This is a genomic window from Streptomyces viridochromogenes, assembly GCF_001270495.1.
Taxonomy (GTDB): domain Bacteria; phylum Actinomycetota; class Actinomycetes; order Streptomycetales; family Streptomycetaceae; genus Streptomyces; species Streptomyces viridochromogenes_A.
In genome coordinates this window covers 22,207-34,933 of the sequence record NZ_LGUR01000219.1, presented here as the reverse complement: position 1 = coordinate 34,933, position 12,727 = coordinate 22,207, and the positions used below count along the sequence as shown (strand labels likewise).

Annotated in this window: 15 protein-coding genes; 9 read left to right on the top strand and 6 right to left on the bottom strand. The window is 69.2% G+C overall.

Annotated elements, in window-relative coordinates; all coding sequences use genetic code 11:
• Nucleotides 1–7 precede the first annotated feature (7 nt).
• Nucleotides 8–673, top strand: coding sequence for a maltokinase N-terminal cap-like domain-containing protein (locus ADK36_RS29895; protein WP_048581338.1), 666 nt, complete (start codon nt 8–10; stop codon nt 671–673).
• Between the two features lie 8 nt (nt 674–681).
• Here ADK36_RS29895 and ADK36_RS29890 read toward each other — a convergent pair whose 3' ends face one another.
• Nucleotides 682–1,110, bottom strand: a complete 429-nt coding sequence (locus ADK36_RS29890; protein ID WP_048581225.1) for a hypothetical protein — start codon at nt 1,108–1,110, stop codon at nt 682–684.
• An 83-nt stretch (nt 1,111–1,193) separates the two neighbouring features.
• Here ADK36_RS29890 and ADK36_RS29885 point away from each other — a divergent pair, with 83 nt between their 5' ends.
• Together ADK36_RS29885 and ADK36_RS29880 are read left to right on the top strand one after the other, a co-directional pair.
• Nucleotides 1,194–2,003, top strand: a complete 810-nt coding sequence (locus ADK36_RS29885; protein ID WP_048581224.1) for a helix-turn-helix domain-containing protein — start codon at nt 1,194–1,196, stop codon at nt 2,001–2,003.
• On the top strand, nt 2,000–2,233 hold the full coding sequence (locus tag ADK36_RS29880) for a DUF397 domain-containing protein (RefSeq protein WP_048581223.1): 234 nt from the start codon (nt 2,000–2,002) through the stop codon (nt 2,231–2,233). The genes ADK36_RS29885 and ADK36_RS29880 overlap by 4 nt, the downstream gene beginning before the upstream one ends.
• Here ADK36_RS29880 and ADK36_RS29875 read toward each other — a convergent pair.
• The gene (locus tag ADK36_RS29875; RefSeq protein ID WP_048581222.1) at nt 2,230–3,162 is read right to left on the bottom strand and encodes a nuclear transport factor 2 family protein; all 933 of its coding nucleotides are present in this window, start codon (nt 3,160–3,162) and stop codon (nt 2,230–2,232) included. The two genes, ADK36_RS29880 and ADK36_RS29875, sit on opposite strands and share 4 nt — an antisense overlap.
• Before the next feature lie 150 nt (nt 3,163–3,312).
• Here ADK36_RS29875 and ADK36_RS29870 point away from each other — a divergent pair, with 150 nt between their 5' ends.
• Nucleotides 3,313–4,305, top strand: coding sequence for an aldo/keto reductase (locus tag ADK36_RS29870; RefSeq protein WP_048581221.1), 993 nt, complete (start codon nt 3,313–3,315; stop codon nt 4,303–4,305).
• 39 nt (nt 4,306–4,344) lie between these two features.
• A complete protein-coding gene (locus ADK36_RS46900; RefSeq protein WP_234329925.1) occupies nt 4,345–4,803 on the top strand; it encodes a LuxR C-terminal-related transcriptional regulator in 459 nt (152 codons plus the stop codon).
• A gap of 35 nt (nt 4,804–4,838) precedes the next feature.
• Here the strand turns inward: ADK36_RS46900 and thpR are convergent, their stop codons facing one another.
• A complete protein-coding gene (thpR, locus tag ADK36_RS29865; RefSeq protein ID WP_048581220.1) occupies nt 4,839–5,411 on the bottom strand; it encodes an RNA 2',3'-cyclic phosphodiesterase in 573 nt (190 codons plus the stop codon).
• A 26-nt stretch (nt 5,412–5,437) separates the two neighbouring features.
• Between thpR and ADK36_RS29860 the strand changes: the two genes are divergently transcribed.
• The gene (locus ADK36_RS29860) at nt 5,438–5,956 is read left to right on the top strand and encodes a GNAT family N-acetyltransferase (protein WP_053199663.1); all 519 of its coding nucleotides are present in this window, start codon (nt 5,438–5,440) and stop codon (nt 5,954–5,956) included.
• 164 nt (nt 5,957–6,120) lie between these two features.
• Here the strand turns inward: ADK36_RS29860 and ADK36_RS29855 are convergent, their stop codons facing one another.
• Together ADK36_RS29855 and ADK36_RS29850 are read right to left on the bottom strand one after the other, a co-directional pair.
• The gene (locus ADK36_RS29855; RefSeq protein ID WP_107086927.1) at nt 6,121–7,536 is read right to left on the bottom strand and encodes an MFS transporter; all 1,416 of its coding nucleotides are present in this window, start codon (nt 7,534–7,536) and stop codon (nt 6,121–6,123) included.
• 27 nt (nt 7,537–7,563) lie between these two features.
• Complete coding sequence (locus ADK36_RS29850; protein WP_048581218.1) at nt 7,564–8,001, bottom strand: MarR family winged helix-turn-helix transcriptional regulator; 438 nt, start codon at nt 7,999–8,001, stop codon at nt 7,564–7,566.
• A gap of 166 nt (nt 8,002–8,167) precedes the next feature.
• Between ADK36_RS29850 and ADK36_RS29845 the strand changes: the two genes are divergently transcribed.
• Nucleotides 8,168–8,350, top strand: a complete 183-nt coding sequence (locus tag ADK36_RS29845) for a ribbon-helix-helix protein, CopG family (RefSeq protein ID WP_048581217.1) — start codon at nt 8,168–8,170, stop codon at nt 8,348–8,350.
• A 9-nt stretch (nt 8,351–8,359) separates the two neighbouring features.
• On the opposite strand, the gene ADK36_RS29840 is transcribed toward ADK36_RS29845, so the two are convergent.
• The gene (locus ADK36_RS29840; protein WP_048581216.1) at nt 8,360–9,760 is read right to left on the bottom strand and encodes an NCS2 family permease; all 1,401 of its coding nucleotides are present in this window, start codon (nt 9,758–9,760) and stop codon (nt 8,360–8,362) included.
• A 128-nt stretch (nt 9,761–9,888) separates the two neighbouring features.
• Here ADK36_RS29840 and ADK36_RS29835 point away from each other — a divergent pair, with 128 nt between their 5' ends.
• A complete protein-coding gene (locus tag ADK36_RS29835; protein ID WP_048581215.1) occupies nt 9,889–10,185 on the top strand; it encodes a DUF2530 domain-containing protein in 297 nt (98 codons plus the stop codon).
• 97 nt (nt 10,186–10,282) lie between these two features.
• A complete protein-coding gene (locus tag ADK36_RS29830; protein WP_048581214.1) occupies nt 10,283–12,679 on the top strand; it encodes a cation-translocating P-type ATPase in 2,397 nt (798 codons plus the stop codon).
• The last annotated feature ends 48 nt before the right edge of the window (nt 12,680–12,727 follow it).

Genomic DNA, 12,727 nt, shown 5'->3' with positions numbered 1-12,727 from the left:
GAGCGGCATGGCCGTCATCCACAACACCACCCTCAAGCCGACCAAGCTCGAACTGCTCGCCTCCTGGCTGCCCACCCGCCCCTGGTACGTCGGCACCGGCGAACCGGCGTTGAGCAGGACCGGCGGTTTCCGGCTCGACGACCCGGAGGGCGAGGTCGGAATCGAGTTCATGGTGGCCACGGACGCCTCCGCCGCCGGCCCCGAGCCGGTCCACTACCTCGTGCCGCTCACCTACCGAGGCGCCCCCCTCGACGGCGCGGAACACGCCCTCGTCGGCACCATGGAGCACGGCGTACTGGGACCCCGTTGGGCCTACGACGGCGTCCACGACCCGGTGCTGGTCGCCCAGTTGCTGGCCCTGTTCGAGGGCCGCGTCCAGGCCCAGGCCCAGAGCCTCTCCGACACCCCCGACCACGAGGTCACCCACTCCTACACCGGCGACGGCCTCCCCGCCTGGGAGGGGCTCGTCAAGGCCACCGACGACCAGGACGGCACAGAGCTTCCCGCCCCGGGTGGCATGACGCTCCGTATCCACCGGGTCCTGCGGCCCACCGACCCGGACATCGCCCCCTCCGACGCCGCCGGTCATGTCATCGGCGCCTGGCAGTCCCCGGACGACACCCGCGCCCGCGCCGTGTTCGCGACGCTGCACCCGGCCGCGCACCAGCTCTGACGGCCACGTCACCGTCGGGCGCCCACCCGCCCCACCACTTGCGTCACCACATCCCACAGCAACTCCCCCGCCACGAACGGCACCCTCTCCGACGGCTCCGACCTCCACCCCAACGGCCAGGTCATGCCGGCCAGCGCGGGGACACCGACGTACGCCAGAGTGCTGTCACCGCGCGTCAGCGCCCGTACTCCGGAAGGCCAGCGAAAGGCCGACGCGGTTTGCGGGGGCAACAGGAAGTACATGCTCCGCTCGCCCACGAACTCCTGGACCACGGGCCCCGCGGCGAAGTACGTGGCCGAGATCAGCTCCGAGGCGACGCGCTCACCTGCGGCGCCTCTGACGCGTACGGCATCGAAGTGGATACCGGCGAGGCGGAGCGAGTGGCCGGTGGCGGGGATCCAGGTCGGGATCCAGGGGGCGGCGATTCTCTCGTTCATGCCGCAAATCGTTCCGGGCGCTCACATACTGTGACCAGAGGTTTACAACGGTGGTGCGGGGATGTGCAGTTGGGGAGGTCGGTGTGCACTCCGGTGATCGAGGGTCGGAGTCGTTCGGCGCGCTGTTGAGGTTCTTCCGCGAGCGGGCCGGGATGACACAGGAGGGCCTGGCCAAGCACGTCGGGTACTCCAAGTCGCAGGTGGCGATGGTGGAGCGGGGTGAGCGGTCGCCGAAGGGGCGGTTCGTCGAGATCGCGGACGACGTGCTCGGTGCACAGGGTGCACTGCTGGTGCTGGCGGAGAAGGAGTTCGGGAAGGGTGGGCTTCGGCCGTGGACCGAGGACTACCTGGCGGAGGAGATGAAAGCCTCGGCGGTGCATGTGTACCAGACCCATCTGATCCCCGGTTCGATCCAGACGGAGGCTTATGCCCGGGCGGTCTTCACTTCCAACCGCTGCCCGACCTTGGACGATGCGGAGGTCGAGAGACGTGTGGCCTCCCGACTGAAACGCCAGCAGCTCTTTACACGCAAGCCCACCCCCACCATCAGCTATGTGCTCGAAGAGTCCGTGCTTACACGCCCGTTGGGTGGCGCAGCCACACTCAAGGAGCAGCTTCACCACATCCTGAGGTTCGGCGAGTTGCGCCACGTCGAGATCCAGGTGATGCCACACCATCGACAGGACCACGCCGGGCTCGCGGGCCGTATGAGCCTTCTGGAGACGGCCGATCGTCACCAACTTGCCTATGTCGAAGGCCACCGGGGCGGCTACTTCGTAAGTGACCAACCCGACGTGGGCGACCTGTTCGGCAAATATGGCATTCTGCGAGCGCAGGCCCTCACACCCGAGGAGTCGGCAAGGCTGATCGAAGAGGTGGCAGGGAAGCTATGAGTGCAGACCTCGTCTGGTTCAAGAGCAGCTACAGCGACGGCGAAGGCGAGTGCGTAGAGGTCGCTCTGAGCTGGACCAAGTCGAGCTACAGCAGCAGCCAGGGCGGCGAGTGCCTCGAAGTAGCCCTCACCCCCACCACGATCCACATCCGCGACTCAAAAACCCCCACCACCCCGGCCGTCCAGGTAACCCCCACCACCTGGACGACCTTCCTCAACTCCCTGCCCTAGAACATCCCGTTGTCATTCGCGGACGTGGCCGGAACATCCTGAAGCACATCCCAGTGCTCCACGATCTTCCCGCCCCGCACCCGGAACAGGTCCACCACGGCCTGCCCCCGCTCCCCCGGCACGGCCACGTAGTGGCTGTGCACCGCGACCAGATCGCCCTCGGCGATCACCCGCTTCGGCGTCACTTTCAGCTGCGGGAACTGCTCGAAGAACCCGCCGAGCCCCGCCTTCGCGCCGGCCACCCCGTCCGCGATGTTCGGGTTGTGCTGGTGGTACTCGGCCCCCCAGTACCGGTCAAGGGCCGAGAGATCCTTCCGCACGATCAACTGCTCGAAGGCCTTGGTCACGAGCCGCTTGTTGTACGCGGTCAGCCACCCCGGCCCCGGCTCCTCCGTCCGCGGCCAACTCACCGTGGAGAACATGTCGTTCCCGTTGGCGGAGCCCTCCGGCACGTTCTGCCCGACATCCCAGTGCTCGGCGATCTTCCCGCCCTGGAAGCGGAAGATGTCGAAGACGGCCTGTCCGCGCGTGCCCGGCGTCATCACCACGTTTGAGTGCACCAGCACCAGGTCGCCCTCGGAGATGACCCGCTTGATGCCGTACTCGGCGTCCGGGAACTGCTGATGGATGGCCTGGCCGAGGTTCTTCAGCGTCTCGGCGCCATCGGGCGCCAGCGGGTTGTGCTGGATGTAGTCCTGCCGGACATAACGGTCGACGACCGCGGTGTCACCCTGCTCGAACACGCCCTTCAGGACCCGGACAGTGACGTACTTCTGGTACGCGAGGCGCGCCTGGTCGCCGTACCCGGCGTGATGAGCGGCAGCGCTCGGCGTGGCCGCCATCGCAGGCGCGGCGGCGAGGGGGACGGCGAGGGCCGCCGCGGCGAACGCGGCGACGACGGCCCGGCGGGCAGTGGTGGTGGGGGTCACGATGCTGCTCTCTTTCCCGGCGATATTGAAAGTTCAAGCTACTGCTCACCAAAGGAAAGCACTAACCAGCAGTTAGCGTCAAGGATCAAGGTGCCCTCGTGGCTGAACGCGCTTGCCTAGAGCGCACTCCACCCGACTAGCGTGCGGACCATGAAGTACACGCAGCTCGGACGCACGGGACTCAAGGTCAGCAGGCTCGTCCTCGGCACCATGAACTTCGGTCCGCAGACCGACGAGGGCGACAGTCACGCGATCATGGACGCGGCGCTGGACGCAGGCATCAATTTCTTCGACACGGCGAACGTCTACGGCTGGGGCGAGAACAAGGGCCGTACCGAAAGCATCATCGGCAACTGGTTCGCGAAGGGCGGCGAGCGACGCGAGAAGGTCGTCCTCGCCACCAAGGTCTACGGCAACATGGGCGCGGACGGCGAGGCGTGGCCCAACCACGACAAGCTGTCGGCCGTGAACATCCGGCGGGCCGTCGACGCGTCGCTCAAGCGGCTCCAGACCGACTACATCGACGTCTACCAGTTCCACCACATCGACCGCGCCACTCCCTTCGAGGAGATCTGGCAGGCCATCGACGTGCTGGTCCAGCAGGGGAAGATCCTGTACGTCGGGTCCTCCAACTTCCCCGGCTACAAGATCGCCCAGGCCAACGAGATCGCCGCCCGGCGGGGCGGCACCATCGGGCTCGTCAGCGAGCAGTGCCTCTACAACCTCTATGAGCGCCGCGCCGAGATGGAGGTCATCCCGGCCGCGCAGGAGTACGGCCTCGGCGTCATCCCGTGGTCGCCGCTGCACGGCGGCCTGCTCGGCGGCGTCATCAAGAAGGAGGTCGAGGGCGGACGGCGCAGCTCCGGGCGGGCCACCGACACCCTCGCCGACCCGGCCGTACGCGCGAAGATCCAGGCGTACGAGGACCTGCTCGACAAGCACGGCCTGGAGCCCGGCGAGGCGGCCCTGGCCTGGCTGCTCACCCGTCCCGGCGTGACCGGCCCGATCGTCGGCCCGCGTACGGCGGAGCAGCTCGAATCCGCCCTGCGGGCCGCCGAGTTGGAGCTCGGCGAGGAGTTGCTGGCGGGGCTGGACGAGATCTTCCCGGGGCCTGGGCCGTCTCCGGAGGCCTTCGCCTGGTAAGGGCGGTTCCTGACGGCACCCCCGAGTCCCCTTCGGCCCATGCACGCGACCGGCCCGGCCCGGTGGGAGCGGCTGGGCCGGGCGGGGCGGCCGGTCAAGGCGGGCCCTCCCGAGGAGCTGTTCCGCGCGGTGCGCACAGCGGCGGCCGGGGGCATGGCCCTGGCGCCGGAGGCCGCCGCCGGGGTCGCCGGGCACGCGGTCGAGCGCCCCGGGCCGGTGCTCAGCAAGCGGGAGATCGAGGTCGTACGGCTGCTCACCGAGGGGCACAGCAACCGGGCCATCGCGAGCACGCCGTTCCTGGCCGAGGCGCCGGTCAAGACCCACCCCGTACCGAACTACGCGAGCTCGGCGCGGAGAACCGGGCGGCGACGGTCAGCGAGGCCGTCCGGCGGGGGTGATCGAGTTCGCCTGAACCGGCGCGGGGGGGGCGGGCCTACTGTCCGAGCGCCGCCGCTACCGCGACCAGGACGAACATCAACACAAGCGCACCGGCCATGATCCGGTTCCGGGTTTTCGGGTCCACGGGACCGAGCCTAACCGGCCCCTCCGAGCGGCCAGCGGGCGACCACCTCGTACCGGGGCTGTTCGCCCGCCACTCCGGACTTCGGCAGGTTGCTCCGCACCAGCGCCAGCTCGCCCACGGTCCAGGTCCGGCTCGTGAACTCGTCGAGGGTCGCCACATACGGCCGTACGTCCACCGCCGAGCGGCTCCTGGCCACCGTCAGGTGGGCCTTGTACCGCCGGTGCTCCCCCATCGGCACCCCCGCCTTCCGCGCCGCCGCCTCACTCCGGTCCGCCAGCAGCCGCAGCGTCGCCAGATCCCCCTCCGCGCCCGCCCACAGCGCCCGCCCGTGCCCGAACTGGCCGCCGCCGCGCAGCGCCAGCGGGAAGGGGGCGGTGCGATGGGCCGCGCGCTCCAGCCGCGCCGACAGGTCCGGTACGAGGTCGTCGTCGACCTCGCCGTAGAAGGCCAGTGTGAAGTGCCAACCCGGGCGGCCGGTCCAGCGCAGCCCGTCCGCGCCGGGCAGCTTCCTCAACTCGGCCACTTCGGCGGCCAGTTCACTGGTCACGTCCTCGGGCGGCAGTACGGCGGCGAAGAGTCTCATGGCATCCAGCCTGGCACCATGACGGGATGGAGATCATCATCAGGGACGGCGGACACGACGACATCCCCGCGATACTCGGCATGCTCGACAGCTGTGTGGAGTGGCTGGTCGGGCAGGGGCGCACGGGGCAGTGGGGGACCAAGCCGCTGTCGGAGAACCCGAGGGTGGTGGAGTCGGTGACCCGGCACATGGACGAGGGCAGCGTCTTCATCGCCGAGGCCGACGGCGTCCCGGGAGCCACCCTCACCCTCACCGGCGCGCCCGGCGCCTACCTCTCCCACCTCCCGCCGCCCGGCGAGCCCGAGCGCTACATCCACTGGCTCGCCTCCGACCGCCGCTTCCAGGGCCACGGCCTGGGCAGCGCCCTGCTCGCCCACGCCGCCGAGGAGACCCGCCGGGCGGGCCTCTCCCTGCTGCGGGTGGACTGTTACGCGGGCGGCGACGGCAAGCTGGTGCGCTTCTACGAGAGCAACGGCTTCGTCCGCACGGAGACCTACCGGGGGACGGGGGACTGGCCGGGGCAGGTGCTGGCGCGGAGGGTCTAGTCGCCGCGGGACGTGCGCGTGACCATGGCCACACGTGACACGGTCACCGTGCGTATCGTGGGACTGCGCGGCTGCACTCGTCCGGGCGGCAGGCGGGGAGGAGCGCCACGATGACCGTCCTTGACGACAGGATCGAGATCGTCGACGAGTTCCCCCGCGACTGACTACGCAGCCGTGGCCAACTGCTCCTCCCGCTCCTCCCGAGGAACGAACCGAGCACGCGGATGCCCCTGATTCCACCCCACCGACAGCCTCAGGCCACCCACGCGGGCCAGCACCAAGGCGATCGTCACCGCGGCGGCCGCCGTGATCGCGCCGCCCACCGCCAACCCCGCCCGGACGCCGTACGCGTCCGTGATCCAGCCGGCGATCGGCGCGCCCAGCGGGGCTCCGCCCATGAAGACCATCATGTACAGGGCCATCACACGGCCCCGCATGCTCGGGTCGGTGGACATCTGAATGCTGCTGTTCGCCGTCACGTTCACCGTCATGCCGAACATGCCTATGGGCGCCATGAGCAGGGCGAACAGCCACAGCGAGGGGGCGAACGCGGCGACGATCTCCATCGTGCCGAAGGCCAGCGCCCCCACGATCAGCACCCGCATCCGGGCGGTACCGCGCCGGGCCGCGAGCAGCGCGCCCGCCAGGGAGCCGACCGCCATCAGGGTGTTGAAGAGGCTGTAGGAGCCGGCGCCCGCGTGGAAGACGTCGTCGGCGAAGGCGGACAGATAGACGGGGAAGTTGAAGCCGAAGGTGCTCACGAACCCGGCCAGGGCGATGGTCCAGATCAGCTCCGGGCGTCCGGCGACATAGCGCAGGCCCTCCCGCAGCTGGCCCTTGCCGCGCGGCGCCCGCTCGACGGCGTACAGCTCACGCGCCCGCATCAGCAGCAGACCGGCGATGGGCGCGACGAAGGAGAGGCCGTTGGCGAGGAACGCCCAGCCCGTGCCGACACCGGTGATCATCAGGCCGGCCACGGCGGGGCCGATCAGGCGGGCCGACTGGAAGTTCGCGGAGTTCAGACTGACCGCGTTCTGCAGCTGGTCCGGGCCGACCATCTCGGAGACGAACGACTGACGGGCCGGGTTGTCGACGACGGTCGCGAGGCCGACGGCGAAGGCGGCCAGATAGACGTGCCAGACCTGGACGTGCCCGGTGAGCGTGAGGACGGCGAGCGCGATACCGGTGAGGGCCATCGCCGACTGCGTGACGAGCAGCGTGCCGCGCTTGGGCAGCCGGTCGACGAGGACTCCGCCGTAGAGGCCGAAGAGCAGCATCGGCAGGAACTGGAGGGCCGTGGTGATGCCGACGGCGGTGGCGGAGCCGGTGAGGCTCAGCACCAGCCAGTCCTGGGCGATGCGCTGCATCCAGGTGCCGGTGTTGGAGACGACCTGGCCGAGGAAGAAGAGGCGGTAGTTCCTGACCTTCAGCGAGCTGAACATCGAGGACTTGGAGGACTGCGAGGGCTTCGAGGGCTTGCGGGTCTTGCGGGTCTTGCGGGTCTTGCGGAGCTCAGGGGCGGGCGGGGAGTTGTGGGTGGTCGGTGCGGGGGCGGAATCTGCTCCGGGTCCCGTACTCAAAAGGGTTCGCCTCCTCGTGAACGCTGCTTACAGGTGTGCGAGCTTCTCCAGCACGGGGGCGGCGGCGCGGATCTTCGCCCACTCGTCCTCGTCGAGACCCTCGACCAGGGTGGCCAGGAAGGCGTTGCGCTTACGGCGGCTCTCCTCGAGCATCGCCTCGGCCTGCTCCGTCTTCGTGACGACCTTCTGGCGCCGGTCCTCGGGGTGCGGCTCCAGCCGGACCAGGCCCTTCGCCTCCAGCAGGGCGACGATGCGGGTCATCGACGGCGGCTGGACGTGCTCCTTGCGGGCGAGCTCACCGGGGGTGGCCTTGCCGCAGAGGGAGAGGGTGCCCAGCACCGACATCTCGGTGGGGCTCAGCGACTCGTCGACCCGCTGGTGCTTGAGTCGACGCGACAGCCGCATCACGGCGGAGCGCAGGGAGTTCACGGCGGCAGCGTCGTCGCCATGGGTAAGGTCCGACATGTTCTTTAGAGTAACTCATTACTCTCGCTAAGGACCACTCGAAAAGCGCCGAGGACACGCATCGATGCCCGTGACACTGGCCACTGAATCGAGACATCACTCATATGGGTGATCCGACGGCGGAACGTGACACACCGCACCGAAGAGTGCCACCACCCTCGTGTCCATGGGGACCAGCGTGCTCAGCCTGCGGATAGACCACGAGCTGCTCGAACGACTCCGGGAGCATGCGGCGAAAAGAGGAATGAGCGTCCAGGACTACGTCGTCCGGACGCTCATCCGCGATGACTTCGACGAGCGGTTCCAGTCCGCGGTCGAGGAGACCGAGAAGTTCTACGGGCTCACGTGAGACCCGGACCTACGTGAGGCCCAGCGCCGGCATCAGGTAGTAGAAGCCGAACACCGCCGCCACGACGTACATCGCGACCGGCACCTCGCGGCCCCGCCCGGCGGCCAGCCGCAGCACCGCGAAGGTGATGAAGCCCATGCCGATGCCGTTGGTGATCGAGTAGGTGAACGGCATCATCACCATCGTCACGAAGGCCGGGATCGCGACCGTGTAGTCGGCCCAGTCGATCTCCTTGACGGAGTTCGCCAGGATCAGGAAGCCGACCGCGAGCAGGGCCGGGGTGGCCGCCTGGGACGGGACCATGGTGGCGACGGGCGTCAGGAACAGCGCGACGCCGAAGAGGGCGCCGGTGACGACGTTCGCGAAGCCGGTACGGGCACCCTCGCCCACGCCTGCCGTGGACTCCACGAATGCGGTGGTGGCCGAGGAGGAGCTGGCGCCGCCCGCGGCGACGGCGAGGCCGTCGACGAACAGGACCTTGTTGATGCCCGGCATCTGCCCCTGGGCGTCGGTCAGCTTCGCCTCGTCGCTGACGCCCATGATCGTGCCCATGGCGTCGAAGAAGCAGGACAGCAGGACCGTGAAGACGAAGAGGACGCCGGTCAGCGCGCCGACCTTCTCGAACCCGCCGAACAGGCTGACCTCGCCGATCAGGCCGAAGTCGGGGCTGGCGACGGGGTTGCCGGGCCACTTCGGGGTCGTCAGGCCCCAGGACGGCACGTTGGCGACGGCCTCGATGGCGACCGCGACCACGGTCATGGTGACGATCGAGATGAGGATCGCGCCGGAGACCTTGCGGACGATGAGGGCGAGGGTGAGCAGCGCGCCCAGAACGAAGACGAGGACCGGCCAGCCGTTGAGGTGACCGTCGCCGCCGAGCTGGAGCGGCACGGTCGTCTGGGCGACGTCCGGGATGCGGGAGACGAAGCCGGAGTCGACGAGGCCGATCAGCATGATGAACAGGCCGATACCGATGGAGATGGCCTTGCGGAGGCTGTAGGGCACGGCGTTCATGACGCGCTCGCGCAGACCCGTGGCGACGAGCAGCATGACCACGAAGCCGGCCAGGACCACCATGCCCATCGCGTCCGGCCAGGACATCCGGGGCGCCAGCTGGAGCGCGACAACCGAGTTCACACCGAGTCCGGCGGCGAGCGCGATCGGCACGTTGCCGATGACGCCCATGAGGAGCGTGGCGAAAGCCGCCGTCAGGGCCGTGGCGGTGACCAGCTGTCCGTTGTCCAGCTGGTGGCCGTACATGTCCTTCGCGCTGCCGAGGATGATCGGGTTCAGCACGATGATGTACGCCATCGCGAAGAAGGTGGCGAGACCGCCGCGGATCTCGCGGGGCAGGGTGCTGCCCCGCTCGGAGATCCTGAAGTAGCGGTCGAGTGCGCCGTATGCGGGCATGCTTTTGGCTGTTCCTACGAAGAGAAGTGGTCAGGCATAAACCGTTTCAGTATGAACATATAAAGCCGGGAACGGCGATCTCCGCGCGTAGATCCGCGTGGATCCGATCGCCTCGTAAGCTGTCCCCCATGGCGAAGTGGACCCCCAAGCACGAGGCGCCGGAGCCCCTGGAGGGCCCCGTGGTCGCCACCATCACCGGCGGCACGATCCTGTGGTTCGTCCTCTTCGTCGTCCAGCTCCCCTTCTACAGCTGGTTCGACGACCGCGACCTCACCTGGTGGGTCTGGACCTGCCTCGCCGGCGGCGGGCTGGGACTCATCGGCATCTGGTACGTCCGCCGACGCGACGCCGCGCTCAAGAGGGCGGCGTCGGGCGAGACGACGGAGACGCGGCCGGAGCAGTCACCGGCGCCGTCCACCGACTAGCCGCCGTACAACCCCGGTACGACGCCCGTCCTCCCCAGGTCGGAACTTCCGTGCACTCGGCGGGTGAAGCCGTAGATCCGCACGTACCGTCGAATGCATGACGCATGCCGACGCGGGCACCGAAGTGGACAACCCCGTGTACCCCGCCACCGCCCCGGTGGCGACGGGCGGGCTGACCGCCGCCGAGGTGGCCGAGCGGGTCGCGCAGGGGCGGGTCAACGACGTGCCGGTGCGCAGCAGCCGGTCGATGACCGAGATCGTCCGCGCCAACGTCTTCACCCGGTTCAACGCGATCATCGGCGTGCTCTGGGTGATCATGCTGTTCGTCGCGCCGATCCAGGACAGCCTGTTCGGGTTCGTGATCCTCGCCAACACGGGCATCGGGATCATCCAGGAGTGGCGGGCGAAGAAGACCCTCGACTCGCTCGCGGTGATCGGCGAGGCGCGGCCCACGGTGCGGCGGGACGGGGTCGCCGCCGAGGTCAGTACGTCCGAGATCGTGCTGGACGACCTGATCGAGATCGGGCCGGGGGACAAGGCCGTCGTGGACGGGGTGTGCGTCGAGGCCGACGGGCTGGAGATCGACGAGTCGCTGCTCACCGGGGAGGCCGATCCGGTCGTCAAACGGCCGGGGGACCAGGTCCTGTCCGGCAGTTTCGTCGTCGCGGGAGGCGGCGCCTTCCAGGCCACCAAGGTCGGGCGCGAGGCCTACGCCGCCCAGCTCGCCGAGGAGGCATCCCGGTTCACGCTGGTCCACTCCGAGCTGCGCTCCGGCATCTCGACCATCCTCAAGTACGTGACCTGGATGATGATCCCGGCCGCCACCGGCCTGATCATCACCCAGCTGGTCGCCAAGGACAACGAACTCGACGACTCGATCGCCCGCACCGTCGGCGGCATCGTGCCCATGGTCCCGGAGGGGCTGGTGCTCCTCACCTCCGTCGCCTTCGCCATCGGCGTCATCCGGCTCGGCCGGCAGCAGTGCCTGGTGCAGGAACTCCCCGCCATCGAGGGCCTCGCCCGCGTCGACACCGTCTGCCTCGACAAGACCGGCACCCTCACCGAGGGCGGCATGGACGTCACCGAGCTACGGGCCCTGGGCGGCAGCGACGAGGAGTACATACGCAAGGTGCTGGGCGCCCTCGGCGAGTCCGACCCCCGCCCGAACGCCTCCCTCCAGGCCGTCATCGACGCCTACCCCGACGCCGAGGACTGGCGCTGCACCGAGTCCCTGCCCTTCTCCTCGGCCCGCAAGTACAGCGGCGCCACCTTCAGCGAGGGCAACGGCGAGGCCAGTACCTGGCTGCTGGGCGCCCCCGACGTGCTTCTCACCGCCGACGACCCGGCCCTGGCCGAAACCGATCGGCTGAACGAACAAGGGCTGCGCGTCCTGCTGCTCGCCCGCGCCGACCGCGACCTCGACGATCCCGACGTGGCGGAAGGGGCCAAGCCCGCCGCTCTCGTCGTACTGGAACAGCGGCTGCGCCCCGACGCCGCCGACACCCTGCGCTACTTCGCCGAGCAGAACGTCCGCGCCAAGGTGATCTCCGGGGACAACGCCGTGTCCGTGGGCGCGGTCGCGACCAAGCTCGGACTGACCGGTACGACGGTCGACGCACGCCGGCTCCCCCAGGACAGGGACGGCATGGCGACGGCTCTCGACGACGCCACGGTCTTCGGGCGGGTCACCCCGCAGCAGAAGCGGGACATGGTGGGCGCGCTCCAGTCCCACGGGCACACCGTCGCCATGACCGGCGACGGCGTGAACGACGTCCTCGCCCTGAAGGACGCCGACATCGGCGTGGCGATGGGCTCGGGCTCGGAGGCGACCCGGGCCGTCGCGCAGATCGTGCTGCTCAACAACAGCTTCGCGACGCTGCCGTCGGTGGTCGCGGAGGGGCGGCGGGTGATCGGCAACATCACCCGGGTCGCGACGCTGTTCCTGGTGAAGACCGTCTACTCGGTGCTGCTGGCGCTGATGGTGGTGTTCTGGCAGGTGGAGTACCCCTTCCTGCCGCGCCATCTGACGCTGCTCTCCACCCTCACGATCGGCGTCCCGGCCTTCTTCCTGGCCCTCGCCCCCAACAAGGAACGCGCGAAACCCCACTTCGTACGACGGGTCATGCGGTACGCGATCCCGGGCGGGCTGGTGGCCGCGGTGGCGACGTTCGCGACGTATCTGATCGCCCGTCACCACTACACCGGGGAGGGCGCGCTGGACGCGGAGACCAGCGTCGCCACCCTGGTGCTCTTCCTGATCTCGATGTGGGTGCTGGCCATCATCGCCCGGCCGTACACCTGGTGGCGGATCGCGCTGGTCGCCGCGATGGGCCTCGGGTTCCTGCTGGTGCTGGTGGTGCCGTGGCTGCAGGAGTTCTTCGCGCTGCGGCTCGTCGGGGTGACGATGCCGTGGATCGCGGTGGGGATTGCCGGGGTGGCGGCGGTCGCCCTGGAGTTCACCTGGAAATGGGTCGACCGCCGCTTCCCCGCGTAGCCGCTGCGCTTGGCTTGGGCCGAAGGGCGCCGTGGGTCACTGCGGGTC